Origin of the sequence: Rhizobium sp. NLR16a, assembly GCF_017948245.1 — a bacterium.
Lineage (GTDB): Bacteria > Pseudomonadota > Alphaproteobacteria > Rhizobiales > Rhizobiaceae > Rhizobium.
This window is the reverse complement of sequence record NZ_CP072865.1, coordinates 681,366-706,262: the sequence shown is the minus strand read 5'-3', so window position 1 is coordinate 706,262 and position 24,897 is coordinate 681,366. Positions and strand designations below refer to the sequence as shown.

General features: G+C 62.1%; 23 protein-coding genes. 9 read left to right on the top strand and 14 right to left on the bottom strand.

Translation table 11 applies throughout. The annotated features are described in order from the left end of the window. Positions 1-3: 3 nt before the first annotated feature. The 8 genes from J7U39_RS03195 to J7U39_RS03160 form a co-directional block, all read right to left on the bottom strand. Positions 4-744, bottom strand: a complete 741-nt coding sequence (locus J7U39_RS03195) for a metallophosphoesterase family protein (RefSeq protein ID WP_210630354.1) — start codon at positions 742-744, stop codon at positions 4-6. Next, positions 745-1,101 (bottom strand): hydroxyisourate hydrolase, encoded by a 357-nt coding sequence (gene uraH / locus J7U39_RS03190; RefSeq protein ID WP_210630353.1) that lies wholly within the window; start codon positions 1,099-1,101, stop codon positions 745-747. It abuts the gene before it with no gap. Next, on the bottom strand, positions 1,098-1,619 hold the full coding sequence (locus J7U39_RS03185) for an ureidoglycolate lyase (RefSeq protein ID WP_210630352.1): 522 nt from the start codon (positions 1,617-1,619) through the stop codon (positions 1,098-1,100). Before J7U39_RS03185 ends, uraH begins: the two co-directional genes overlap by 4 nt. Then, positions 1,603-1,965, bottom strand: coding sequence for a HepT-like ribonuclease domain-containing protein (locus J7U39_RS03180; protein ID WP_210630351.1), 363 nt, complete (start codon positions 1,963-1,965; stop codon positions 1,603-1,605). Before J7U39_RS03180 ends, J7U39_RS03185 begins: the two co-directional genes overlap by 17 nt. Then, positions 1,962-2,462 (bottom strand): 2-oxo-4-hydroxy-4-carboxy-5-ureidoimidazoline decarboxylase, encoded by a 501-nt coding sequence (gene uraD / locus J7U39_RS03175; RefSeq protein ID WP_210630350.1) that lies wholly within the window; start codon positions 2,460-2,462, stop codon positions 1,962-1,964. The genes J7U39_RS03180 and uraD overlap by 4 nt, the downstream gene beginning before the upstream one ends. Then, positions 2,462-3,385, bottom strand: a complete 924-nt coding sequence (gene puuE, locus J7U39_RS03170; protein WP_210630349.1) for an allantoinase PuuE — start codon at positions 3,383-3,385, stop codon at positions 2,462-2,464. The genes uraD and puuE overlap by 1 nt, the downstream gene beginning before the upstream one ends. A gap of 113 nt (positions 3,386-3,498) precedes the next feature. Beyond that, a complete protein-coding gene (locus tag J7U39_RS03165) occupies positions 3,499-4,206 on the bottom strand; it encodes a DUF1045 domain-containing protein (protein ID WP_210630347.1) in 708 nt (235 codons plus the stop codon). A gap of 114 nt (positions 4,207-4,320) precedes the next feature. After that, complete coding sequence (locus J7U39_RS03160) at positions 4,321-5,499, bottom strand: FAD-binding oxidoreductase (RefSeq protein WP_210630346.1); 1,179 nt, start codon at positions 5,497-5,499, stop codon at positions 4,321-4,323. Here J7U39_RS03160 and mnmD point away from each other — a divergent pair. Beyond that, complete coding sequence (gene mnmD, locus J7U39_RS03155) at positions 5,498-6,226, top strand: tRNA (5-methylaminomethyl-2-thiouridine)(34)-methyltransferase MnmD (RefSeq protein ID WP_210630344.1); 729 nt, start codon at positions 5,498-5,500, stop codon at positions 6,224-6,226. The two genes, J7U39_RS03160 and mnmD, sit on opposite strands and share 2 nt — an antisense overlap. A gap of 4 nt (positions 6,227-6,230) precedes the next feature. Here mnmD and J7U39_RS03150 read toward each other — a convergent pair whose 3' ends face one another. Beyond that, positions 6,231-9,626 carry a response regulator gene (locus tag J7U39_RS03150; RefSeq protein WP_210630342.1) on the bottom strand — a complete coding sequence of 1,132 codons (3,396 nt, stop codon included), beginning with the start codon at positions 9,624-9,626 and terminating at the stop codon, positions 6,231-6,233. Positions 9,627-9,947: 321 nt separating this feature from the next. Here J7U39_RS03150 and J7U39_RS03145 point away from each other — a divergent pair, with 321 nt between their 5' ends. From J7U39_RS03145 to J7U39_RS03125, 5 genes are all read left to right on the top strand, one after another. After that, positions 9,948-10,253, top strand: coding sequence for a hypothetical protein (locus J7U39_RS03145; protein WP_210630340.1), 306 nt, complete (start codon positions 9,948-9,950; stop codon positions 10,251-10,253). Positions 10,254-10,322: 69 nt separating this feature from the next. Next, positions 10,323-11,438, top strand: a complete 1,116-nt coding sequence (locus tag J7U39_RS03140) for a DNA alkylation repair protein (protein ID WP_210630339.1) — start codon at positions 10,323-10,325, stop codon at positions 11,436-11,438. 248 nt (positions 11,439-11,686) lie between these two features. Beyond that, complete coding sequence (locus J7U39_RS03135; protein WP_210631580.1) at positions 11,687-13,408, top strand: DEAD/DEAH box helicase; 1,722 nt, start codon at positions 11,687-11,689, stop codon at positions 13,406-13,408. A 310-nt stretch (positions 13,409-13,718) separates the two neighbouring features. Further along, positions 13,719-14,711 carry an AraC family transcriptional regulator gene (locus tag J7U39_RS03130; RefSeq protein WP_210630337.1) on the top strand — a complete coding sequence of 331 codons (993 nt, stop codon included), beginning with the start codon at positions 13,719-13,721 and terminating at the stop codon, positions 14,709-14,711. 59 nt (positions 14,712-14,770) lie between these two features. Continuing rightward, on the top strand, positions 14,771-15,979 hold the full coding sequence (locus J7U39_RS03125) for an MFS transporter (RefSeq protein ID WP_210630335.1): 1,209 nt from the start codon (positions 14,771-14,773) through the stop codon (positions 15,977-15,979). A 133-nt stretch (positions 15,980-16,112) separates the two neighbouring features. On the opposite strand, the gene J7U39_RS03120 is transcribed toward J7U39_RS03125, so the two are convergent. Beyond that, a complete protein-coding gene (locus J7U39_RS03120; protein ID WP_210630333.1) occupies positions 16,113-17,012 on the bottom strand; it encodes a DMT family transporter in 900 nt (299 codons plus the stop codon). 614 nt (positions 17,013-17,626) lie between these two features. Here J7U39_RS03120 and J7U39_RS03115 point away from each other — a divergent pair. The 3 genes from J7U39_RS03115 to J7U39_RS03105 are packed head-to-tail and all read left to right on the top strand — an operon-like array spanning position 17,627 to position 20,814. Further along, complete coding sequence (locus J7U39_RS03115) at positions 17,627-19,036, top strand: circularly permuted type 2 ATP-grasp protein (RefSeq protein WP_041678724.1); 1,410 nt, start codon at positions 17,627-17,629, stop codon at positions 19,034-19,036. Next, positions 19,036-19,977 carry an alpha-E domain-containing protein gene (locus tag J7U39_RS03110; protein ID WP_210630331.1) on the top strand — a complete coding sequence of 314 codons (942 nt, stop codon included), beginning with the start codon at positions 19,036-19,038 and terminating at the stop codon, positions 19,975-19,977. Before J7U39_RS03115 ends, J7U39_RS03110 begins: the two co-directional genes overlap by 1 nt. 12 nt (positions 19,978-19,989) lie before the next feature. Beyond that, positions 19,990-20,814: a transglutaminase family protein gene (locus J7U39_RS03105; protein WP_210630329.1), complete on the top strand. Its 825-nt coding sequence runs from the start codon at positions 19,990-19,992 to the stop codon at positions 20,812-20,814. Between the two features lie 21 nt (positions 20,815-20,835). Here J7U39_RS03105 and J7U39_RS03100 read toward each other — a convergent pair whose 3' ends face one another. The 4 genes from J7U39_RS03100 to J7U39_RS03085 all read right to left on the bottom strand — a co-directional run bounded on the left by J7U39_RS03100 (position 20,836) and on the right by J7U39_RS03085 (position 24,866). After that, positions 20,836-21,246, bottom strand: a complete 411-nt coding sequence (locus J7U39_RS03100; protein ID WP_210630327.1) for a type II toxin-antitoxin system VapC family toxin — start codon at positions 21,244-21,246, stop codon at positions 20,836-20,838. Further along, positions 21,243-21,485: a type II toxin-antitoxin system prevent-host-death family antitoxin gene (locus tag J7U39_RS03095; protein WP_210630325.1), complete on the bottom strand. Its 243-nt coding sequence runs from the start codon at positions 21,483-21,485 to the stop codon at positions 21,243-21,245. The genes J7U39_RS03100 and J7U39_RS03095 overlap by 4 nt, the downstream gene beginning before the upstream one ends. 146 nt (positions 21,486-21,631) lie before the next feature. Then, complete coding sequence (gene araD / locus J7U39_RS03090; RefSeq protein ID WP_210630324.1) at positions 21,632-23,371, bottom strand: L-arabinonate dehydratase; 1,740 nt, start codon at positions 23,369-23,371, stop codon at positions 21,632-21,634. A 61-nt stretch (positions 23,372-23,432) separates the two neighbouring features. After that, on the bottom strand, positions 23,433-24,866 hold the full coding sequence (locus J7U39_RS03085) for an aldehyde dehydrogenase family protein (protein ID WP_210630322.1): 1,434 nt from the start codon (positions 24,864-24,866) through the stop codon (positions 23,433-23,435). Between the last annotated feature and the right edge of the window lie 31 nt (positions 24,867-24,897).

Here is a 24,897-nt window from a genome sequence, read left to right as displayed (position 1 = left end):
GGGCTATCGCACCCAGCCTGTCGCCAGCGCGCTCGCCCAGTCGGCACGGCCCCTTTCGGCGGCCAGTGCCGACATCGCCATATGGTCGTAGGCGACGTTCCTGAACTGCCATGTCCATCCCGCCGCCGTCTTTTCTAGAATGGCATAGCCGGCCAACGGATGGCCGGCTTCGACCTTGTGATAATAGGGCAGCACGTCATCATAGGCAGGGCAGCCGACACTGCCGGGATTGACGATAAGCCGGCCATTGGAGAGGCGAACGGCGCGAGGCACATGGCTGTGGCCGCAGAGGATCAGCGGCAGGTCGATGCCTTCGGCGAGCGCCTCGATCGCTTCGATCGGCTTCAGGAAGACAAGCCCTTCCGGCGAGACGGACTCAAGCCAGTAGAGATTGTCGTCCTTCGGCGTCGCGTGGCAGAGATAGGCCTCGCCGCGATAGACGGTATCGAACGGCAGACCCCGCAGCCAATCGAGATGGGATGGCGTCAGTTGCCGGTAGGCGACGGCATCCGAGGCGTGCATTAGGGCCGGGTCCTGCTCAATGAGATAGCGGTCGTGATTGCCGCGCACCGAGGTCAGGCCGAGCGCCATCAGCAGATCAGCTGTCCGGCCGGCATTCAGCGGACTGCTGAAGAAATCACCAAGATTGACGATCTCCTCGATGCCCTGCGCCTGAATATCGGCAAGCACCGCCTCGAGCGCCAGATAGTTGCCGTGAATGTCGGCGATTGCGGCAAAACGCATCTAGCTTCCCCGGTAGGTGGAATAGCCATAGGGCGAAAGCAGCAGCGGCACGTGATAGTGCGCAGTGACATCCGCGATACCGAAGCGGATCGGCACTAGGTCGAGGAAGGCCGGATGCGGCAGCGGCGTGCCGCAGGCCCTGAGATACTCACCGGCGTGGAAGACCAATTCGTAGGTGCCGACGTGAAAGTTTTCGCCGGCAAGCATCGGGCCACCATCGACTCGGCCGTCCGCATTGGTCTCCACCGTTTTCAGATGTCTGCGGATCTCGCCGTCGAGCTGGAAAAGATCGATCCTGAGGCCCTCGGCGGGCTTGCCGAGGGCGGTGTCGAGCACATGTGTCGTCAGTCCGGTCATGGGGCTGGCTCTTTGATGACATAGGGGGTTTCGAAGAAGAATTCCTCAAGATTATTGCCAGGGCCGTCGCGGTCGACGACCAGGAAATCGGAGGTCTGGCCGAGCGCCATCAGGGGGTGATGCCAGACATTGCGGCGATAGTTCACACCCTGGTTTCCGCGCGCGAAAAACACCTGCGGCCTGCCCGGACGTCCGCCCTCGTCCTCGGAGACGACGACGAGGAAGGGGCGGCCGGAAATCGGCGAGAAACTCTGACTGCCGAACGGATGGCGCTCCATCATGTCGACGTCATAGGGGAAGCTGCGCGGCTGGCCGCGAAAGATATTGATGATGACGCGCGCGCCCTCGCCCGCCGCCTCGGCTGCGGCCAATGCATGAAAGCGCTCGGTCGTGCCGCCGTTGATGAGCCGCATCGAGGCTGGATCGGCTTCGATCACTTCGCCGAAGGGGGCGAAGGCCGATCTGGTAAGCGGGCGGGTGTCGAGAAAATCAGACAATGGTTCACTCGCCTTCGGCATGCCAGTGACGAATGGCGTCGATCTCGACGAGAAGTTCCGGCAGCGTGCGATAGGTTGCATCCCAGATGTCGGAGGCATCGAGGGCGAAGACGTCTTCCAGGATACGGTTGCCCGTTCCGCAGATTTTTGTCCACGGCAGAGTGGGATGCTCGGTTGCGAATTCCGGATGGGTTACGAGCAGTCGGGACGCAGCCGCGCCGATGGTGAAGTGGCAGAAGGCAACCGCCTTGAAGGTGAGATTGTCCTCGGCGAAGGCCGCCTCATCCATTCCGCCCACGAAGTATAGCGCTTCGGCTGCCGCCTTCTGCATTTCATTGAGATAGTCGATAGCACGATGCTCGCTCATTCGCCCTCCGGCAACATCGATGTCAGGCGCAGCAGCGCGATCCGCTCGACCTGTGTCGTGGCGGTCGCGAATTCCTCATCCAGGTCATTGCCGATCCGCGTTTCGAAGGCAGAAAGGATATCGTCCTTGTCGAGCCCTTTGACGGCGATGATGAAGGGAAAGCCGAATTTTTCGACATAGGCTGCATTAAGTTCGGTGAAGCGGGCATGTTGGGCCGGGCTCAGCCGATCGAGACCGGCGCCGGCCTGCTCCTTGCGGCTGTCTTCCGTGAGTTCACCTGCTATCGCCAGACGCCCGGCAAGATCGGGATGGGCGCGCAGAATGCCGAGACGCTCATCCCGGCTTGCCGCACGGAAGACGGCGGTGAGCGCTGCGTGCACAGCTGATGCCGTCAGCGGCTCCGTTAGGCTGCCCGCGTCATAGGCCCGTTCAGCAATGAAAGGGGAATGCTCGAAGACGCCGCCGAAGCGGGAAACGAAATCCTCGCGCGACAGCATTAAAGCGCATCCAGCTGATGATGCTTGTGCCAGTGCTCGGCGATCTCGATGCGGCGCGGGATCCAGACCTTGTCATGTTTCAGCACATATTCGATGAAGCGCCTCAGAGCGGCCGCCCGGCCCGGACGCCCGACGAGGCGACAATGCAGGCCGACCGACATCATCTTCGGGCTGCCGTCCTTCCCTTCCTCATAAAGCGTATCGAAAGCATCCTTGAGATAGGTGAAGAACTGATCGCCGGCGTTGAAACCCTGCGGCGTGGCAAAACGCATGTCATTGGTTTCGAGCGTATAGGGGATGATCAGGAAGGGCTTCCCGTCGATGCCCTTCACCCAGTAAGGCAGGTCATCAGCATAGGAATCGGAGGAATAGAGGAAACCGCCCTCTTCCTGCACCAGTCGCAGCGTGTTGTCGGAAGGTTTTCCCTGGTACATCCCGAAGGGCCGCTCGCCGGTAATTTCGGTATGCAGGCGCACGGCTTCGAGAATGTGCTTGCGCTCCAGATCCTCGGGGAAATCCTTGTATTCCAGCCAGCGATAACCGTGGCTGGCGATCTCCCAGCCGGCCTCTTTCATGGCCGCGACGGCTTCGGGATTGCGGGCCATCGCCAGCGTCACGCCGTAGACGGTCGCCTGCACCTTGAGACCGGTGAACATCCGCCAGAGCCGCCAGAAGCCTGCCCGCGAACCATATTCGTAGATCGATTCCATGTTGAGATTGCGCTGCCCCGGCCAGGCGGCCGCGCCGACGATCTCCGACAGCAGGTTTTCGGAAGCCGGATCGCCTTCGAGGATGCAGCTTTCGCCGCCCTCTTCGTAATTGATGACGAACTGCACGGCGACGCGGGCGTCGCCCGGCCACTTCGGATCGGGCGTCTGACGCCCGTAGCCGACGAGATTGCGCGGGTAGGTCTCGGATACCATCAAATCACCTTCTGAAAAGACGGGGAACGGTATCATCCGCAGCCGGAATGTCGAGACGGAAACTGCGCAGCAAAATTTCTCTGTCATTCACAATGGCTTAGCTTGATATCGGCTCAGGCGATCCTGCGCGCGCTGACCTTGCCCATCGGGTGGAGCGAGTGAACGCGGAAGGGGCCGCCGGTGCCTTCCTCGATCATCAAAGCCACATTCGAAACCATCACCGGCTCCCTCAAGACGGGCTCGAAGATCGTTCGCAGCACCGGCTCGATGCGGGGCATGTCGATCGCATTGATGGGGCCCGTCACCGGCATATGGAAGCGGAACTCCTCCATCACATAGGGATTGCCCCAACGATGCAGATTGGCAAATTGCGCCGCCGACAACCCGTCGGGATCACTTCGCTCGATGTCGGCTTCACTCAGCGGCGCCCGGAAACGATCAAACTCCTGGACGATCGCCGAAGCCACATACTGGATCGGCTCACAGGGAGCGCTCGGCATCAGGCTGTAAAAACTGCCGAGCCGGGCGATCTCCAGACGGGGAATCTGGAAAGGGGCATAGGTCCCGGCAAAACGCATGAGATCGCGCAGGAGTTGCGATTCCGACGTGCCGGCGGACAGGTGAAAAGGCGCCTTCAAAACACCGTGAAAACCATAGCGTCGCGGCACGGCGGTATAAAAGGCGATCTCGTGAATGCCGAGGCCGCGGACGGCCGGAGGCTCCACCATATCGCCCGAAAACACGTTTCGGCCTAGCCAATTGGCGGCCACGAGCGACAGGGGGTCGCTCGCCGGAGGCGTGAAGCAAATAGCATAGCGCATGCAATTTCCTCCATCAAGGAAGTGAGCGCCGGCAAGATCCGGCGCTTCCAATGCGCAAGCAGATAGGTGATTTGCATGACAGAATAACGAAACGCAGCTGTATCTAATTCACGTTTAACATGAAGCGACAGCAATATGGCTTGATATCGCGAAGCTTTCCGGCAGCGAAAATTCACAATCTGTATCGCCGGCGATACAAATCGCAGCTTCCGCCAGCCGATGCGCCAGTCCGAAGCTGACCTTGAAACCGCCGGTCAGTGCGATCAATCGGGGATGGACGGGATGGCGGCCGATCATCGGATCGCGGTCGATGGCCTTCGGGCGAAGCCCTGCCCAGCGCTCGATGACAGGGGCGTTGCGGAGCGCCGGCGCGATCGCCCGCGCCGCCTCGATCAGCGCGTCGAGTTGCGCGTCGGTCGAGCCGGGATCGTCAAAGCGGTTCTCGCTGGTGCTGCCGATTGCCGCATACCCGCCTTCGTGCGCCACCAAGTAGAGCCCATCGAGGAAGATCGTCGGCAGCGCCGGGTCGACATCGGCCCTCAACAGCGCCGCCTGCCCCTTCACTGGCTGGCCGAGCGGCCTTTTCGCCCCCGGCGTCAGCTCCTGCAGCAACGGAAAGGACTGATGGCCGGCAGCCAGGATGCAGCGGCTGAAGGCAATGGTTTCGCCGCCAATTTCCGCGGTGCCACGATCGGGATCGAGGGCGGCAACGGCCGCATGCTCCATGATACGCACGTGTTTTGCCCGCCGCAGCAAGGCGATGAGCGCTGAGATCAATGAGCGGGGCGCAACACGGGCGGCGAGCGTATCATGCACGAAGCCACTTTCGCCGGCAGATGCGTCGGGCCAACCACCGACTGGCGCCCTGTCGAGCACATGCCAGTGGAAGTGGCGTTCGCCTGCCCGCCAATGGCGTTCGGCGTCCCCGGAATGGCCGCGGGCGATGCGCTTGAGATGCGGCTTCGGCAGCGGGATCAGCCGCCCAGACCTGTTGTAGCCAGCCGAAAGCCCGGTTTCGGCCTCAAGCGTGGCAATTTCGGTTTCAAGCGAGACCAACGCGTCGAACTGGAACTGCTTTTTCTCCGACCACTGGTCCGGCATATGCGGCATCAGCGCGCCGAGCAGGCCGCCGCTCGCGCCTCCGCCCAAGCTGCCGGCGTCGGCGAGGAGGGTGCTCATGCCGCGGCGTTCGGCATGGACGGCAGCCCAGAGACCCATGATGCCACCGCCGACGATCAGCAAATCGCAAGAAGATTGACCGGGCGCTTGCTGAGGACTATCGGCTTTTTCCATGAAAGACGTGAACCCCGATAAGATTGGCGCGGGCGCGCCGCAGCCGCTCGAATGGCGCGACGGCGATATGCCCTATTCCACCGCCTTTGGCGATCATTTTTATTGCCAGACCGATGGCCGGCTGGAATGCGGGCACGTCTTCCTGGCCGGCAACGGCCTGCCGGAGCGTTGGAGTGGGCGGCCCGAATTTGTGATCGGCGAACTCGGCTTCGGCACCGGGCTCAACTTTGCCGAGACCTGGCGGCAATGGAAACTGCACCGAGCAGACGGTCAGCACCTGCATTTCATCTCCTTCGAACTGCACCCGATGCGCGGCGAAGAGATCGGCCGGGCGCTCTCGCACTGGGGCGAAATCGATGCCGAGCGCGAAGCCCTGACGGCGGCATGGCCGCAGACGCCTGTTCGCACTGTCTCGCTCGATCTCGATGCCCAGACGCGGCTCAGCGTCGTCTGCGGCGCGGCGCTCGACGGCGTCGCGGCGGCAAAGCCCGGCTTCGACGCCTGGTATCTCGATGGCTTCGCCCCCTCGCGCAACGGCGACATGTGGTCGGTGGAACTGATGCGTGAGGTTAACGAAAAGACCGTGGCCGACGGCACCTTCGCAACTTACGCCGCGGCCGGCTTCGTGCGCCGCAACCTCATCGCCGCCGGCTTTGCCGTCGAACGCCGCAAGGGCTTCGCCGGCAAGCGCGAAATGCTCTGCGGCATAAAGGCGTTCAGCGAATAAAAGATCAGTAGCTGGTGCGCTCCGGCTGCAGCTCGTCCTTGCCGAGCCATTGCCGGATCTTCTCCTCCAGCAGTTCCGGGCTGATTGGCTTCGACATGTAGTCGTCCATGCCCGCATCGAGGCAGGCCTCGCGGTCGCTTTCGAGCGCATGGGCGGTGACGCCGATGATCGGCACCCGATGGCCCTGCCCCTTTTCCCTCTCGCGGATCGTCCGTGTCGCCTCATGACCGTTCATGACGGGCATCGAAACGTCCATCATGATGATGCGCGGCGTGTGGCTCTCCCAGGCGGTAACCGCCTCCTGCCCGTTGTTGACGACCAGGAAGGAAAGCCCCGTCGACTGCAGGATCTGGGTGAAGACGATCTGGTTGACCTCGTTGTCCTCGGCGACGAGGACGTCGACGAATTCGGCCGTCCGCTTCTGCGGCACCAGGGCAGGCGCGGGCGCCGGCACGGCCGCCTCAACCCGCAGGCGGGCGATCTCGGCTTCCGAAGCCTGCTTCACGCGGCGGGCGCGCACCACTTCGACGACGGTGTTGCGCAGCACGTTGGCGCGTGCCGGCTTCATCAGATGCGCATGGCCGTTCAGCGCCGCGAATTCCTTTTCCGTGCCGGAAATATCCATCGACGTCAGGAAGATGATCGGCAGTTCGACGAAGCGGGGATCGGCGCGCAGCCGGCGCGCGACATCGGCGCCGTTCATGTCGGGCATGTGATAGTCGAGCACGACAGCGTCCACGGTGACACCGAGATCGACCGCTGCCTTGAGGATCGCCAGACCGGTGCCGCCACCCTCGGCAGCCACTCCGTCGAAGCCCCAGAGCGAAAGCTGCTCGGTGAGAATGCGGCGGTTCACCTCATTGTCGTCGACGACGAGGATGCGCGCGCCCTGTACATTGATCGGCAGCGGCTTCGGCTCGAGGCGGGCGGCCGCCACCGCTAAAGGCAGATTGATGGTGAAGACAGAGCCCTTGCCCCATTCGCTCTCGACATTGATATAGCCGCCGAAGAGATCGACGAGGCCGGCAGTGATCGCAAGGCCGAGCCCCGTTCCCTCATGCCGGCGGGTCGACGAGGTGTCGACCTGCGAAAACTTGTCGAAGACCGTTTCGAGCTTTTCTCGGGGAATGCCGATACCGGTATCCTCGATGCGGATGATCGCCATGATCTCCCCACCAGCGATCGTCTCGAAGCCGACATCGACGAAGACATGGCCGCGCTCGGTGAACTTGACGGCGTTGCCGACGAGATTGGTGACGATTTGGCGGAAACGACCGGCGTCTCCGATCACCGCGGCCGGCAGGTCCGGTGCTGCCCGCACCAGGAGTTCGATATTCTTCTCGGCTGCATGCGAGGAGAGGAGTGTCGCCACATCCTCCACCGCTTCGGTGATATCGAAAGCGGCTTTGCGCAGTTTCATCTGTCCGGCATCGATCTTCGAAAAATCGAGGATGTCGTTGATAATAGTCAGCAGCGCATTGCCCGACTTGACGATGATGTCGATGAAGGTTTTCTGGCGCGCGTCGAGATTGGTCTTGGCCAGCAGTTCCGCCATGCCGAGTACACCATTCATCGGCGTGCGAATCTCGTGGCTCATATTGGCAAGGAATTCGGATTTGGCGCGGTCGGCGGCTTCGGCGCGCGACAGGAGCTGGCGCAATTCCTCCTCGCGGCTCTTGAGTTCGGTGACGTCGGTGAACAGCGCCACCCAATGCTGTCCCCGGCTGACCGTTGCATCCATGTTTACCCAGCGCTCGCCGCCGACATGGAAGGCGGTGGAAATCGGCTGCCTGGCCGCGATGTTGGCGCGCCACTCTTGCAGGATCTGTTCCGCCGCATCGTGGAAATCGCCGCGCGCCGCACAGAATTCGAACATGCCGAGCCAGCCTTGGCCAGCCTCGATATAGTGCGGCGGGATCTGCAGGATATCGGCCATCGCCTCATTGGACATCTTGATGATTCCGTCCTGAACGATGGCAATGCCCTGCGACATGGCGTGCGTCGCGTCGCGCATCATTTCGCCGAGCCGCTCAAGGGCTGCACGCGTCTCGTGGATTTCCTTTTCCCGCTCGCGCACCGCCGAAATATCGGCATAGGTCAGCAGGATACGATCGTTGGAGATGCGGCGGCTGTCGAAGATCACGGATTTGCCGCCCGCCCAGCCAAGCTCGATCGGCTCGGGCTCTTCGGCCTCGAACAGATGTTTGCGGAAGGCGTAGATCTCTTCCGGCGTCTGCGTCCCGTCGTAGCGGCCGAGCTCGTCATTGCGGCGGATGACGTCGATGAACGGGCGGCCGTCGAAGCGATCGTCGAGCGGCAGTTCCCAGATGCTGTAGAATTCGTCGTTGACGTAGAGAATCTGGTGGTCGTTATCGAGGATCAGCACGCCGATCGGCAGCGAACGCAGAATGCTCTCGATGTCCCGATGCAGTATCTCTTGCTGCTTGCGCGATTCAATCAGCGCCTTTTCGCGTTCCTTGAGTGGCGAGATGTCGGAAAAGGAGCCGACGACATAGGTTCGCCCATCCGCCGTCATGACACGGTTGACGCGCGAGATGACGGGATAGACATGCCCGCTATTGCTCGGCATCTCGCTCTCGAGCTCCACCGAAATGCCGTCCCTGAGCGCCAGCAGGTTTTCCTGGTAGATCGCCTCAGCACCTTCCGGCCCGAACATTTCGTGTTCGGTCATTCCCAGATACTCGGAGCGGGCGCGCCCGCTGAAGGTCTCATAATATTTGTTGGCATAGACCAGGCGGTGCTTGTCGTCGCGGACGAAAACCGCAACCGGCAGGTCCTCCAGGACGGTACGTAGAACGTCGAGTTCGTTGACGCTCTCTCCCCAAGCCGATTCGCCGGCGGCCACCGGCGTCGCGCCGTTGCGATAGGCTGCATTGACGACCAGCGGGCGCCCGTCCGCCGCAATGATGCCGATCGGATGAGCGAGATTCTCCAGTGCCTCGCGCACCTGGGCGAGGTCGGCGGCAGTTCCGGAATCGTTTACAGCCTGAGAGCTGCCGGCGGCCTTCCTGCCGGCAACGGCCCGGCGCTCGCGGTCTTCAAAGATGCCGAGGACGTAAATCCGCTCCGGCGACGGCGAGAAGCTTTCGATCTGGATGCGCTCGTGGCCAACGCCCGCGGCATCAAAGCAGACGGCGTTTTCCTCGGTGCCGAACACCAGCGCACGGCGCTCCTTATCCTCGCGATCCTCTTCCTCGGGACGGTCGAAGAGCTCGCGGCTCCGCCTGCCGATGAAATCGGAAATCTCGCGGCCGAGGAAATCGGCATAGGCCTCGTTGACGGCGATGTAGCGCAGCTCGCTATTCTTGACATAGGCCGGGGTGTCCAGATCAGCGATCCGGCGGCAAGCCAATTCCAGAATGTCGCCGGCTGATTTCAAATAATTGTCGCTCCCGCAATGAATGAAATATCAACGACAAAGACTATAACGCCAAGGCTTTTAACAAGGTTTTAACCATAAATTTCGAGAGCGGAATTTTACACGCCGGCTTATCAGGCGAAGAGGCCGCATTTTCTGCGCGAACCCGAAGCATCGTCGGCAGCAAATGCGGCCGGCCGCAATCCGTTTCGCTCTCGACTGCCGTTGAAATCATGACCAAAATTTAATCCGGAGAGCCCTTGTGCGGCCATCGCTCCGCCGCGATCCGGGCGGAGTCTGGCCATGGCTTTAGAGAAGCCAGTCTAAATCAAGGAAAATACCATGTCCGTTCTTCATAAGACCATGGCGACGGGCCTAATCGCGCTGACCTGTGCCGGCGCCTCTCTCGCCACCGCCACCACAGCCGATGCCCATCCCCGCGATGCCTTCTGGGGCGGCCTTGCCGCTGGCGTCGTCGGCGGCGCCCTGCTGTCAGAGGCCGCCCGCCCTGCCTACCCCGTCTATCCGGCCTACCCCGCCTATCGCCCTTATCCCGTCTACCGGACCTATTACCGGCCGTCTTGCCACATCGAATGGCGGCACGACGATTGGGGCGACCCCTACCGCGTCAAGGTCTGCCCGGAATAAAAACCGCATCCGGCGCCGCTTGACCTCCCGGCGGCGCCGGTCCAATCCTGCCACAGAGGGAGGATCAGCATGCCGGAACCGCTCAAGAACCTGCTGCATGAAGGGCTGGCTGGCGATATGGCCGATCGCATCGCCTTCAACGCGCCGTCCTTCGACAGGGAGCGCTTCATAAGGCTCGCGACCGACGGCATCGCAGCGCTGGAACTAATGGAGCGCTCGGCGCTAATCCGCGACGCGCTGTTCGCCACTCTTCCCGGCGATTTCCCCGAAGCCGCCGCCATCCTGATAGCGAGCCTGCCTGCATCGGGCAGACCCGGGCTTTCCGGCTGGATGCTGTTGCCGGTCAATCAGTTCATCGCTGCCCGTGGCCCTGATCATTTCGATCTCGGCCTTGATCTCCTGAAGGCGCTGACGCCGCACTTCACCGGCGAATTCGGCATCCGTCCCTTCATCCATCGTGACCAGGAGCGCGCGCTTACCATCATCTCCAGCTGGGTCGGCGATCCCGACCAGCATGTGCGCCGGCTGGCGAGCGAAGGAACGCGGCCGCGCCTGCCCTGGGCCATGCGGCTGCCGCAGCTCGTGAAAGATCCCGCGCCAATCCTGCCGATCCTCACCGCGCTGATGGATGATCCGGAGGATTATGTGCGCCGCTCCGTCGCCAACAGTCTGAACGATATCGCCAAGGATCATCCGGATCTGGTCGCCGCCCTCATCGCCGGCCACATCGAGGGTGCATCGGCCGAGCGCCGCCGTCTGCTGAAACATGCCTCTCGCACACTCCTGAAGAAAGGCCATGCGCGGGCGCTTGCCAATTTCGGTTTCGGTGCCGCTGCCGCGCTGACGTGCGAGCTGCGGCTTCTGAACGGCGAGGTGATGTTCGGCGAAGGGCTGGATTTCGAAATCCGCCTGACCAATTCAGGCGAAACCACCCACTCACTGATGATCGACTACGCCATCCACCACGTGAAAGCCGATGGCTCGCTTTCGCCCAAGGTCGTCAAATGCAAGACGGTTACATTAGCCCCCCGCCAAACCCATGCGATCGGACGCCGCCACGCCATGCGGCCAATCACCACGCGGCGCTACTATCCCGGCGAGCATCGCATTGCCATCCTTGTCAACGGCGCGGAAAGCGCATCGGAAAGTTTCGTCCTCAGAATGCCCTCGCCCGACCGGAGCTAATGCCTTTTTGTGCGCTGCACTTGACTTTTCCAGCGAACTAGCCCAAATGCGGCTCAGCTTTCACCCTTCCGGCCGCCGCGTGAGCGTGCCCCTGCTAGAAAATACGAAACGCAGGAAGAAGGGACAAAAGCGCATTTCGATAGAACGCCGCACTCCCAATCAGCGGCCAGAAGCGCTGGAAAGCTTTTTCCAACTTGCAAGTTCCCACTTCACGCGGGGTTCTTGACGCCAGAATGAAACCGGATCGCATGGTGCGTTCCGGCGCTAATCATTGTGGCGCCCCGAAAGGTTATGCCTTGACTAATTTTGAATCGCTTGGTGTCTCCAAGCCGATCGTCGCAACCTTGTTCCAGCTCGGCATCGAAACACCGACGCCGATCCAGGAACAGGCCATCCCCCTCCTCCTCGAAGGCCGCGACCTGATCGGCCTTGCCCAGACCGGGACCGGCAAAACAGCCGCCTTCGGCTTGCCGCTCATCGAAAAGCTGCTCGCTGACGAGCGCCGCCCTGATAACCGGACGACGCGGACGCTGATCCTGGCGCCGACCCGTGAGCTGGTGAACCAGATCGCCGACAACCTGAAGAAGTTCATCCGCAAGTCGCATCTGCGCGTCAACGTCGTCGTCGGCGGCGTCTCGATCAACAAGCAGCAACTGCAGCTCGAAAAGGGCACCGACATCCTGGTCGCCACGCCCGGCCGCCTGCTCGACCTCGTCAACCGCCGCGCCATCACGCTGACGACGGTGCGTTATCTCGTGCTCGACGAGGCCGATCAGATGCTCGACCTCGGCTTCGTGCACGACTTGCGCAAGATCGCCAAGCTGGTGCCGAAGAAGCGCCAGACCATGCTGTTTTCGGCCACCATGCCGAAGGCGATCGCCGATCTCGCCGGCGAATATCTCGTCGATCCCGTGAAGGTCGAAGTCACGCCGCCCGGCAAGGCTGCCGACAAGGTCGAGCAGTATGTGCATTTCGTCGCCGGCAAGAACGACAAGACGGAACTGCTGCGCAAGTCGCTGACCGAAAACCCCGACGGCCGCGCCATCGTCTTCCTGCGCACCAAGCATGGTGCGGAGAAGCTGATGAAGCATCTCGACAATATCGGTTATTCCGTCGCCTCCATCCACGGCAACAAGAGCCAGGGCCAGCGCGAGCGAGCGCTGAAGGCCTTCCGCGACGGCAGCATCAAGACGCTGATCGCCACCGACGTCGCCGCCCGCGGCATCGATATCCCGGCCGTCAGCCACGTTTACAACTACGACCTGCCGGAAGTGCCGGATGCCTATGTCCATCGCATCGGCCGCACGGCGCGCGCCGGCCGCGACGGCATCGCTATCGCCTTCTGCGCCCCCGACGAGGCCAAGCTGCTGCGCGATATCGAGCGCCTGATGGGCATCGACATATCAGTTGCCAGCGGCGAGCCGCCGGCACATATCAGTGCCAGCGGCCCGCGCCGCGGCAACGGCAATGGCAACAACCGCAATCGCGGCGGCGGCCAGGGCCGCGGCGAAGGCCGTGACGATGCCAACCGTTCGGAACATCGCGGCAGCCGCCAGGAACGCCGCCCGCGCCGCGACGGCGAAGGCAGCGAAACCCGCGCCGGCGGTGAGGAACGCCGTGAGCGCCGTCCGCGTCCCGAGCGCCCAAGCCGCAACGCGGACTTCCGCGGCCAGCGCCGCGGCGAAGCGGCCCCGGATTTCGGCCCCGACAATGATCTGGCCTCGACCTCCGATTTCCGCCCGGCAAAGCCGCAGCGCCCCGCCCATGGCGGCAATGGCCACCACGCCAATGGGGAGCCGAGCGGTCATCACCGCGGCAACGGCCGGCACGCCCACGGCCGCCCGGCCCGCAAACACGGCGAAGATCGCGGCCCACACCAGGCCCAGGGCGGCGAACAGCGCCGCGACGGCAACGGCGGCAACCGCCGTGGCGGCAACCGCAACGGTGGCCAGCGCCGCGAACGCGCCTGAGGCGCCGATTGATTTCAAGGCGAAAAGGCCGGTGCTTCGGTCTTGAATATGAGGCCGGAGCATTGGGTGAGATGCCCCGGCCTTTTCTCAGCGTGCAGACGGCAACACCGCGACGGCAGTACTCGGTCGCGCTTCCCGTTTTCTGAACGGCCCCGGTTGAGGAGATCGAAGCCGCCTTCGCAGCACTGGCGGGAGCCTTGCAAAACAATGCGCTGTGAAGCCGCCGTCGACGGGCAGCATAACGCCGCAAAGACCGCGCCGAGAAGCCGGACCGCTTGCATCCCGGACGCTTGAGACCTAAATTGGCTCCATGCTTGACCATCCGTCCCGGCCGTTGTCGCCGTCAACCATCCCAATGGATGCCCTGAGCGAAGTCCTGCAGGACTTTCGCTTGAGTGGAGTCAACTATGGACGCTGTGAGCTCAGGCATCCATGGAGCATCGCCTTTCCGCAACAACAGCTGCTTCGTTTTCACTTCGTCAGCCAGGGTCCGTGCTGGATCCATACCGAAGCCCACGCTTGGCAGGAGTTGAACGATGGCGATCTGGTGCTGCTGCCGCAAGGCATCGCACATCGATTGGCGAGCGCGCCGGACGTTGAGGGCGACTCGCTTAAAAGCTGTCAGATTACAAATTTGGGCAGCAACGTCTGCGACGTCTTGCGGGAAGGAACGGGCGCCACTAGCACCCTCTTCTGCGGCTCCATGACTTTGGGCGCCCATGCGCTTAACCCCTTGATCGCCCTGATGCCGCCGATCATCAAGGGCTGCGACGTGGCCGGTAATGACACGATCGTAGGCCCCCTGCTGGCCGCTATGTCGGCGGAGGCGGCACAGCCCCAGATGGGAAGCGCGACGGTCTTGTCGCGTATGGCGGACTTGCTCGCAGCCCGGCTTATCCGCTGCTGGGTCAACTGCAGTGGAGCCTCCACCACCGGCTGGCTCGCCGCCATCCGCGATCCCAATATCGGTCGTGTGTTGGCGGCCATGCATAGGGATCCTGGCCATAACTGGACCCTCGAAAGCCTCGCTGGTGTGGCAGGCCAGTCGCGCTCGATCTTCGCCGAGCGCTTCAGCGCTATCTTGGGAGAAGGCGCGGCACATTATCTCGCCCGTCTGCGCATGCAGCTTGCCCGCGACTTGCTGGCGCAAAACGGCATGTCGGTTGCCGAGGTTGCCTCCCGGTTGGGCTATGAGTCCGAGGCGTCTTTCGCGCGTGCCTTCAAGCGCGTCACAAACGTTTCACCTGGGATTGTGCGTCGCACAAGTTCTTCCGGACGAATGGATATGGATTTCGGATTTTGAGACACATATCATCCTGACAACTTCGTCTATGAAGATCTCCGAACACAGGAGATCCATCAATGACGGACACAACATCACAATTTGACGGGGCCGCAATTGGCCTGGAGACGCCTGAACCATCGGCGTGGAGCGCGGCAACCTGGTTTGCCGTTCTTTCGATGGCGGCCACCAGCTTTGCACTGGTATCTGCTGAGTTCCTGCCGGCGGGCCTGCTGACGCCAATGGCGCGCGACCTCGGCATTTCCGAAGGAACGGCCGGACAAGTCGTCACCGCCACCGCTTCCGTCGGCGCCGTGGCCGCCCTGTTGAGCAATGTTCTGATCGGCAGACTGAACCGCAAGGCGGTCTTGGTCGGTCTCAGTGCGTTGGCTGTCGGCTCTAACATACTTGCATCGTTAGCGACCGATTTTTGGCTGTTGTTGCTGGGCCGGGCTGGGTTGGGCATCGCGCTGAGCGGTTTCTGGGCGCTTTCAGTGGCCGTCGTTGCGAGGCTGGTCGGCGCAAATGCGACAGGTCGGGGCATGGCTATCGTCACCCTCGGCGTTTCGCTCGCCACGATCGCTGCCCCATCAATGGGTGCTTTGATCAGCGATTGGCTGGGATGGCGCAGCGCCATGGCAATGACAGCCGGGCTTGCCGCGCTTGCCATGCTGCTGCAGCTGCTCAGCCTGCCGACGCTCCCTACAAGCACAAGCAACAGCCTCGCCGACGTTTTCCGGCTAACGCGACGGGGCGGCATTCAACTGGGAATGCTTGCCATCCTTTTGCTGATGACCGGGCATTTTGCCGGATCGGTGTATGTGCGTCCCTTCCTAGAACAAGTGACGCTCCTTGAAACCAAATCGATCGCCCTGGCGCTGCTCGGGTTCGGCATCGCCTCCGTGATCGGCAATGTTGCCGGTGGCCGGATGGCCGACGCGAGCATCCGCATGGCACTGGCTGTCACGGCTGTATTGATGGCGTTTGCCGCACTCGCTCTGGTGCTTTGGGGCGCTCATGCCGGCGTTGCGTTTGCACTCGTCACGCTTTGGGGGTTTGCCTTCGGCATGGCGCCGGTAGTGCTGCCGACCAATCTTTCCCGCGCGGCCGCCGACGCTCTGGAGGCGGCGGGTAGCCTGATGGTCGTCTCTTTCCAGGTGGCCATCAGTATCGGCGCGGTTTTTGGCGGCTATATCGTCGACCACTACGGCGCTGTGGGACCCTTGACTCTCACCGCTGTGCTGGCTGCGTCAACGGTTGCCTTGGCGCTGCTGCAGCCCCGCAACTGATCGTTGCTTGCTGCTTGATGTGCCGAGTAGCGCTCTACGGCGCTTTGGATGTGAGGTCGTCGGCAATCGCCGGCGACCTCGGTCAGTTGAGGTTCAGGCCATCCGCTTGTTCGACATTGGCGCAGCGATCAGCCTATACGCTCGCCTGGGCCTGCTGAAGGACCCTGCGGTTTGTCATATATACGCCCGTCACGACGATCACCGTGCCCAGAATCAACGGCAGCGTCAGCCGCTCCCCGAACGCGATGAAGGCTTCGATCGCGACGGCCGGCGGCATCAGGTAGATCAGCGAAGCGGCGCGCGAGACCTGCCCGCGGCGGATGAGGTAAAGCAGCAGCCCGACACCGCCCATCGACAGGCCGAAGACCGACCAGAGAAGCGCGCCATAGGCCTGCGGGGTGCCGTCGAAATGCTGGTGTTCGAAAATCAGCGACAGCGGCAGGGTGAGGATGAGAGCGCCGACATATTGCAGCGTCGCGATGGTCCTGAGGTCGCCGGATTGCAGATGTTTCTTCTGATAAAGCGTACCGTAGGTGACGGAGCCCATGGCGATGAGGTTGATCGCCAGCGGCAGGGCGGCATGGCTGAGATCGGCCGTCGCCGGATCGAACAGCTTCGGCGAAATCGCGATGGCAATACCGATGAAGCCGAGAGCGAGGCCGACCTGTTGGGTCTTCTGCAACCGCTCGCCGACGAGAAAGGGAGCCGCCGTCGCCGTCAGCAACGGCTGCAGCGCCGCGATGATCCCAGATATGCCGGCCGGCACGCCGTTGGCGATCGCCCACCAGAGACCGGCGAGATAGAAGCCGTGCAGGAAAAAGCCGGAATAAATGGCCCGCAGCACCGTCGCCCGACTCTTCGGCCATTGGGCCTTGGTCACTAGGCAAAAGGCCAGGAAGGCCAAGGCCGACAGCGCATAACGTATCGAAAGAAAGGTAAAGGGCTCGGAATGCAGCGCCGCAAATTTCGCCACCACCCAGCCCGTGGACCAGAGGAAAACGAAGAGAGCGGGGGCAAAGCGGTCGAGGGGCATCGGGACATCTCGGGTAAAGAGTTACCGTGCTGATAGCGGCAACCGAAGGCCGCAGTCAAAGGCGAAGCGTTGATGCTTATTTGAAATTTCGCTGATGGGTGGGTGGAGAGTTACAGAATAGACATCCCGTATGGCACCCCCTCTGGCCTGCCGGCCATCTCCCCCACAAGGGTGGAGATCGACAAGCGGTTGGATCATCCGTCCCTCTCTGCTGGATCGAATAGCTCTGCCGTCGTTGTTTGGGGAAGCCAGTGCGCCCAGCCAATCTCCCCACCTATGGGGGGTCCGAAGGACGGGTCGAGACCGGTGGCTCGACCCTGGGGCCGGCAGGCCAGAGGGGGTGCCGCACGGCATGCCTTCTCCTCGTCACAGGAATAAGACGTTCGAATTTGCGCCTGCACCACCAACGCATTGCGATCGACCGAAAACCAATCAAATGCTCACATTTTGCGCAATCCCGGGCGAGCAGTCATCCGCCATACCGCGCGACGCTGCTCCAAACGCCCGAATTTTCACTCTTTCCCGCACCGCAAAATCTTTTCTCCGAACTGCGCATGGTTCTTGCATTGCAATTTGCGTTGTATTCAAATGAACAAAAAAGGGGAGCCGCACCTTTGGCATTTGATGAAATGATTACCGGGGACGAGAGCCCCCGCCCGCCTTATGAAAAATATTTCGAGTGGTACAACAGCCAAGACCGGTCGCATCTGATTGCCAAGTCCCGCGACGCGGAAAATATCTTCCGGAAGACCGGCATCACCTTCGCCGTTTACGGCCATGCCGACAGTTCCGAAAAGCTCATCCCCTTCGATATCATCCCCCGCATCATCTCCGCCCGCGAATGGCGCAAGCTCGCCCAGGGTATCGAGCAACGGGTAATCGCGCTCAACGCCTTTCTGGATGATATCTATCACAAGCAGGAAATCATCCGCGCCGGCCGCATCCCGCGCGAACTGATCGAAAACAATGTCGCCTTCCTGTCCGAGATGATCGGCTTCCGCCCGCCTGGCGGCGTCTACACCCATATCGTCGGCACCGATATCGTACGAACAGGCGAAGACCAGTTTTACGTGCTGGAGGATAATGCCCGCACCCCTTCCGGGGTCAGCTACATGCTGGAAAACCGGGAAACCATGATGCAGATGTTCCCGGAGCTCTTCCATGAGAACAAGGTGCAGCGCGTCGAGGATTATCCCTACCTCTTACGCCAAAGCCTCGCCTCGCTGGCTCCTCCCGGCTGCACCGGCAAGCCACGCGTCGCGGTACTGACTCCGGGCATCTACAATTCTGCGTACTACGAACATTCCTTCCTGGCCGACATGATGGGCGTCGAACTGGTCGAGGGCTCGGATCTGCGCGTCATCGACGGCAAGGTGAAGATGCGCACGACCCGCGGCTACGAGGCGATCGACGTGCTCTACCGCCGCGTCGACGACGACTTCCTCGATCCGCTGACATTCCGGGCCGATTCCGCCCTCGGCATTCCCGGCATCATGGATGTCTACCGCTCCGGCAACATCACCATTGCTAATGCGCCGGGCACCGGCATATCGGATGATAAGGCGATTTATTCCTACATGCCGGAGATCGTCGAATTCTATACCGGCCGCAAGGCGCTGCTCGAAAACGTCCCGACTTGGCGCTGCTCGGAAGCATCGAGCCTGAAATACGTGCTGGAGCACCTGGAAGAGCTGGTCGTCAAGGAAGTGCACGGCTCCGGCGGCTACGGCATGCTTGTGGGACCGACGGCATCGAAAAAGGAGCGCGCCGATTTCGCTGAGAAGCTGAAGGCCAAGCCGAACAATTACATCGCCCAGCCGACGCTGTCGCTCTCCACCGTGCCGATCCTCGTCAACAAGGGCATCGCGCCCCGCCATGTCGACCTTCGCCCCTATGTGCTCGTTTCCGACAAGGTCCAGATTATTCCGGGCGGGCTTACCCGCGTGGCGCTGAAGCAAGGCTCGCTGGTCGTCAATTCCAGCCAGGGCGGCGGCACCAAAGACACCTGGGTACTGGAGGACTGATGCTCGGAAGAACCGCAAACGGCCTCTACTGGATGTTTCGTTACATCGAGCGCGCCGAAAATATTGCCCGTCTTGTCGATGCCGGGCTGCGCATGTCGCTCACCCGCAGCAGCGCCGGCGACGACAACTGGGACGGCGTGCTGCAAAGTGCCGGCGTACGCGAGGCCTATGACGAGGGCCACGCCAAGCTGACCAATGCCGACGCGATCGATTATCTCCTGCGCGATCGCTCCAACCCGTCGAGCGTCATGTCCTGCATCGACTTCGGCCGCAACAATGCCCGCATGGTGCGCACCGCGCTGACGCGGGAGACCTGGGAAGCGACCAACGAATGCTGGATCGATCTGAAATCCCTGCTCGAAAAGCGCGTGAAAGCCGCCGACCTGCCTGAGGTGATCGACGTCATCAAGCGCCGCGCCGGCCTCATCCGCGGCGCCTTTCATGGCTCGACGCTCAGAAACGAGCTCTATAATTTCGCCCGCATCGGCACCTTCATCGAGCGCGCCGACAATACCAGCCGTATCCTCGACGTGAAATATTACGTCCTGCTGCCCTCGGTCTCGTCAGTCGGTTCGTCTCTCGATAACGTGCAGTGGGAGTCGATCCTGCGCTCGGTGTCCGCACACCGCGCCTATAGCTGGGCCTACGACGGCGAGTACCGGGCGATGAACATTGCCGACTTCCTTACCCTCAATGTCCAGATGCCGCGCTCGCTTGCCTATTGCTACGAGAAGATCGTCAGCAATCTCGGCTATCTCGCCCAGGATTACGAGGAGCGGCTTCCCGCCCACGATACTGCCGACGCGATCCGCACCACGCTGCAGACGCGGGCGATCCGCGACATCATGGATCAGGGCCTGCACGAGTTCCTCGAGGACTTCGTCTCACGCAACAACCAGCTCGGTGCCGAGATTTCCGACGGCTACCGGTTCTACGTTTAAGCGGATCAGCACATGAGACTGAAAATCAGCCATCTCACCGAATACCGCTACGACGAACCGGCGCAGTTCTCGCTGCAACGGCTGAGACTGACACCGCCGACAACGGCAGCCCAGAACGTGCTCGGCTGGTCCCTGAAAGTCGAGGGCGCCACCCCGGAGGTGGAATACGACGACCAGTACGGCAACCACGTCAACCTGGTCTCGCTGGAAGGCACGCAGCACGTGACGCGAATCCTCGCCGAGGGCGAGGTCGAGACCGCGGACAATAACGGCGTCACCGGCCCACATACCGGTTTCTGCCCGCTCTGGCTCTTCCTGCGCGAGACGCCGCTCACCAAAAGCGGCAAGCTGGTCAAGGAACTGGTTAAAAGCGTCAGCGGCGATAACGAGCTCGCCCGTCTGCATGCGTTGATGGCCGCCATCCACGAAACGGTCGACTACCGCCCCGGCACCAGCGACACGGCGACGACGGCGGAACAGGCGCTGGAGAAGAAAAGCGGCGTCTGCCAGGACCATGCGCACATCTTCGTCGCCGCCGCCCGCGCCCTGCAGGTGCCGGCGCGTTATGTCTCCGGCTATTTGATGATGGAAGAAAAGATCGAACAGTCGGCGACCCATGCCTGGGCCGAGGCCCATATCTCCGGGCTCGGCTGGGTCGGCTTCGATCCGGCCAACGAAATCTGCCCGGATGAACGCTATGTCCGCATCGCCTCCGGCCTCTGCTACCGCGACGCGGCCCCGATCTCGGGCATGCGTATCGGCACTCCGGGGGAAACGCTGTCCGTCACCGTGAAGGTGGAAGACAACGGGCAGATGCAAAGCCAGAGCCAGAGCTGAGCGAGGGCGGTAACGGCGTATCTATCCAGCCGCGACGACCTGGAGGTGGCCGCGCGCTCCGTAGCTGAGGATTGCCTGATCCGCCGTCAGCAACGGCACGCGATGAAATCGGGCTGTAGCCGCGATGATGCGGTCCGCGGGGTCAGCATGAAACTCGCCGGGCAGCCGGACGCTGTCTATCGCGATGGAAGGCTCGATCGGCGCGAGCTGAATCCCGGGGAGCGACAGAGCGCTGTCGATCCATCGCCCGACATCGTCGCCGAGCGCCAAGCGCCCCTTCTGCACGAGCATGGCGATTTCCCAGGCTGTGATCGCCGAAATCAGAATCCGGCTTTTGCCGGTCATCTCGTCAATGATGCCCCGGGCCTGTGAACCCAGACGCGCATCGTCCTGCATTGCCCAGACGAGGATGTGCGTATCGATGACGATCAACGGAGGGCGTCCCAATCCTCCGGCTCGAGGGCCGGAGACAGAGGATCGTCATAGCGCAATACGCTGCCCTTCATCGCGCCGATGATGCTCTTGCGTTCGCCTGTGTCGCGCGCCGGGGAAAGCACGGCAACCGGCTTGCCGCGCTTGGTGATAACGATGGATTCATCGTCGCTGCGCATCTGATCGATCAGATTCAGGCATTTCGCCTTGAATTCCGCAGCACCGATTACCTTTGACATGACCATATCTCCTGTACACTTGTACAGCATATAGCACTATATCCGCATTCAACAAGTTCGAGCGCGAACGGTTCGAAAGAAATCTTCAGCAAAAAGGCGGGGCAAAAAGCCCCGCCTCTTCGCGATTCCAGATCCGCAAGCCCTGCTCAGTGGCTGTCCTTGCCGACCGCATTTCCGCGACATCCCTTGAGGAAGTTGAGATCGGCGCCAGTATCGGCTCCTTCGACATGCTGCTGATGCAGGAAGGCATAGCCCGATGTCGGCAAGTCATGGTTCGGCTGCCATTCGGCGAGACGGCGCGCCAGTTCCTCGTCTGATATGTCGAGATGCAGGCGACGGTTCGGCACGTCGAGTTCGATCATGTCGCCGTTCTTGACGACCGCCAGCGGTCCACCGACCGCCGCTTCCGGCGAGGTGTGCAGCACGACGGTACCATAGGCCGTTCCCGACATGCGGGCGTCTGATATCCGCACCATGTCGAGGATGCCCTTCTTCAGCACCTTCGGCGGCAGGCCCATGTTGCCGACCTCGGCCATGCCGGGATAACCCTTCGGGCCGCAGTTCTTCATGACCATGACGCAATTCTCGTCGATGTCGAGATTGTCGTCGTTGATCTTCGCCTTGTAGTCGTCGATATCCTCGAACACGACGGCCCTGCCCCGGTGCACCAGGAGATGCGGCGAGGCTGCCGAAGGCTTCAGCACCGCGCCCTTCGGCGCCAGGTTGCCGCGCAGCACGACGATGCCGCCCGAAGAGGTCAGCGCCTTTTCAGCAGGCAGGATGACGTCCTCGTTCCAGTTGATGACGTCCTTGACCTCGTCCCAGACGGTTTCGCCGGAGACCGTCAACGCATCCTTGTGCAGGAGGCCCGCCTCGCCGAGGCGCTTCAGCACGACGGGCAGGCCGCCGGCATAGAAGAACTCTTCCATCAGGTATTTGCCCGACGGCATCAGGTTGACGATCGTCGGAACGTCGCGGCCGCAACGGTCCCAATCGTCGAGCGTCAGATCGATGCCGACGCGGCCGGCGATCGCCAGCAGATGGATGACGGCATTGGTCGATCCGCCGATCGCCGCATTGGTGCGGATGGCGTTTTCGAAGGCCTGCTTTGACATGATCTCCGAGGGCTTCAGATCGTCCTTGACCATCTGCACGATACGGCGGCCGGTCAGTTGCGCCATGACCTTGCGGCGGGAATCGACGCCCGGGATTGCGGCATTGCCCGAGAGCGCCATGCCCAGCGCTTCGGCCATGGACGCCATCGTTGACGCCGTGCCCATCGTATTGCAGGTGCCCGACGAGCGGCTCATCGAAGCTTCCGCTTCGAGGAATTCGGCCTGCGTCATCTCGCCGGCCTTCACCATTTCGGAGAACTTCCACAGATGCGTGCCGGAGCCGACGCGCTCGCCGCGGAAATAGCCGTTCAGCATCGGCCCGCCGGTGACGACGATCGACGGCAGGTCGCAGGAGGCCGCCCCCATCAAGAGCGACGGCGTGGTCTTGTCGCAGCCGACGAGCAGCACACAGCCATCCATCGGCTGGCCACGGATCGCTTCTTCAACGGCCAGTGCCGCAAGGTTGCGGTACATCATCGCGGTCGGGCGGAAGGTGTTTTCCGATGCCGAGAACACCGGCACTTCGAGCGGGAAGCCGCCGGCCTCCCAGACGCCCGCCTTCACCTTCTCGGCGAGCTCTCTGAGATGACCGTTGCAGGGGGTCATATCCGACCAGGTGTTAAGGATGCCGATGACAGGCCGTCCGTCGAACAGGTCGTGCGGATAACCTTGGTTTTTAAGCCAGCCGCGATGATAAATCACGTCGCGGCTCGTGCCGCCGTACCATTCCTGCGACCTCAGCCTGCGCGGCCATTCCGCTTTCTTCTTCATAATCTCTGTCCTTCAGGTGATTGCCGGGCCGCCTCGTACGGCCCGGGTCATCGGATATGTCTCAAGCCAACGTGTAGGCCGTCTTGACCACGGTAAAGAATTCGCTCGCATACTTGCCCTGCTCACGCGGGCCGTAGGACGACCCCTTGCGGCCGCCGAACGGAACGTGGAAATCGACTCCCGCCGTCGGCAGGTTGACCATGACCATGCCGGCTTCCGAATTGCGCTTGAAATGCGTCGCATGCTTCAGGCTGGTCGTGGCAATGCCGGCCGAGAGCCCGAACGGCGTGTCGTTGGCGAGGGCAAGCGCCTCGTCGTAATCCTTCGCCCGGATCACCGAGACGACGGGTCCGAAGATTTCCTCGCGCGAAATGCGCATCTGGTTGGTCGCTTCGGTAAACAGCGTCGGCTGCAGATAGAAACCGGGCGTTTCGCGCGAGATGACCTCGCCGCCGAAGGCGAGCTTGGCCCCTTCCTTTTTGCCGATCTCGATATAGTCGGTATCGGTCTTCAGCTGCCGTTCGTCGACGACCGGACCGATATGGGTGCCGGCCTTGAGCGCATTGTCAACGACGAGCGTCTTCAGCTTGTCGGTGAGCGCCGCGACGAACTTGTCGTGGATGCCTTCGGTGACGATCAGACGCGAGGAAGCAGTGCAGCGCTGGCCCGTGGAGAAGAAGCCGGAATTGGCGGCAGCCTCGACGGCGACGTTGAGGTCGGCGTCGTCGAGCACCACCATCGGGTTCTTGCCGCCCATTTCCAGCTGGAACTTGCGGTTATGCTCGATGGACGCGGCGGCGACACGTCGGCCGGTGCCGGTGGAGCCGGTGAAGGTGATGCCGTGAACATCGGGGCTTTCGAGCATGGCCTGGCCTACGACCGAGCCCTTGCCCATGACGAGGTTCAGGACGCCCTTCGGCAGCCCTGCCCTATTGAGGATGTCGACGATCGCCCAGGAGCAGGCCGGCACCAGTTCGGCCGGCTTGAAGACGATCGTGTTGCCGTAGCAGAGCGCCGGCGCGATCTTCCAGGCGGGGATGGCGATCGGGAAGTTCCACGGCGTGATGATGCCGATGACACCGAGCGCTTCGCGGGTGATCTCGACACCGATATTCGGGCGAACTGACGGGATGACCTCGCCTGCGAGCCGCAGGGCCTCGCCAGCGAAGAATTCGAAGATCTGCGAGGCGCGGATGACTTCGCCGGTCGCCTCAGGCAGCGTCTTGCCCTCTTCGCGGGCGAGCAGCGCGCCGAGTTCGTCCTTGCGGGTCATGATCTCGTCGCCGGTCTTCTTCAGGATGACGTGGCGTTCCCAAATGCCCGAGCGCGACCAGGCCGGAAAGGCGGCCTTGGCGGCGGCGATAGCGTTTCTCGTGTCTTCCGCGCTGCCGTTGGCGTAGAGGCCGACGACCTCGTTCGTATCGGACGGGTTGATGTTCTTCGTCGCGTCCGTGCCGACCCATTCGCCGGCGATCAGGTTTTGATAAATGGTCATGGGCCCAACAAGCCTCCTTTACCGTTTACAA

Coding starts and splice junctions, on each gene's coding strand:
- J7U39_RS03120 (WP_210630333.1), bottom strand. CDS start 17,012: ATGCCCCTCGACCGCTTTGCCCCCGCTCTCTTCGTTTTCCTCTGGTCC.
- J7U39_RS03185 (WP_210630352.1), bottom strand. CDS start 1,619: ATGCCGAAGGCGAGTGAACCATTGTCTGATTTTCTCGACACCCGCCCG.
- araD (WP_210630324.1), bottom strand. CDS start 23,371: ATGAAGAAGAAAGCGGAATGGCCGCGCAGGCTGAGGTCGCAGGAATGG.
- J7U39_RS03135 (WP_210631580.1), top strand. CDS start 11,687: ATGGTGCGTTCCGGCGCTAATCATTGTGGCGCCCCGAAAGGTTATGCC.
- J7U39_RS03130 (WP_210630337.1), top strand. CDS start 13,719: ATGCTTGACCATCCGTCCCGGCCGTTGTCGCCGTCAACCATCCCAATG.
- J7U39_RS03180 (WP_210630351.1), bottom strand. CDS start 1,965: ATGAGCGAGCATCGTGCTATCGACTATCTCAATGAAATGCAGAAGGCG.
- mnmD (WP_210630344.1), top strand. CDS start 5,498: ATGAAAGACGTGAACCCCGATAAGATTGGCGCGGGCGCGCCGCAGCCG.
- J7U39_RS03145 (WP_210630340.1), top strand. CDS start 9,948: ATGTCCGTTCTTCATAAGACCATGGCGACGGGCCTAATCGCGCTGACC.
- J7U39_RS03105 (WP_210630329.1), top strand. CDS start 19,990: ATGAGACTGAAAATCAGCCATCTCACCGAATACCGCTACGACGAACCG.
- J7U39_RS03160 (WP_210630346.1), bottom strand. CDS start 5,499: ATGGAAAAAGCCGATAGTCCTCAGCAAGCGCCCGGTCAATCTTCTTGC.
- J7U39_RS03165 (WP_210630347.1), bottom strand. CDS start 4,206: ATGCGCTATGCTATTTGCTTCACGCCTCCGGCGAGCGACCCCCTGTCG.
- J7U39_RS03125 (WP_210630335.1), top strand. CDS start 14,771: ATGACGGACACAACATCACAATTTGACGGGGCCGCAATTGGCCTGGAG.
- uraD (WP_210630350.1), bottom strand. CDS start 2,462: ATGCTGTCGCGCGAGGATTTCGTTTCCCGCTTCGGCGGCGTCTTCGAG.
- uraH (WP_210630353.1), bottom strand. CDS start 1,101: ATGACCGGACTGACGACACATGTGCTCGACACCGCCCTCGGCAAGCCC.
- J7U39_RS03195 (WP_210630354.1), bottom strand. CDS start 744: ATGCGTTTTGCCGCAATCGCCGACATTCACGGCAACTATCTGGCGCTC.
- J7U39_RS03085 (WP_210630322.1), bottom strand. CDS start 24,866: ATGACCATTTATCAAAACCTGATCGCCGGCGAATGGGTCGGCACGGAC.
- J7U39_RS03110 (WP_210630331.1), top strand. CDS start 19,036: ATGCTCGGAAGAACCGCAAACGGCCTCTACTGGATGTTTCGTTACATC.
- J7U39_RS03095 (WP_210630325.1), bottom strand. CDS start 21,485: ATGTCAAAGGTAATCGGTGCTGCGGAATTCAAGGCGAAATGCCTGAAT.
- J7U39_RS03140 (WP_210630339.1), top strand. CDS start 10,323: ATGCCGGAACCGCTCAAGAACCTGCTGCATGAAGGGCTGGCTGGCGAT.
- puuE (WP_210630349.1), bottom strand. CDS start 3,385: ATGGTATCCGAGACCTACCCGCGCAATCTCGTCGGCTACGGGCGTCAG.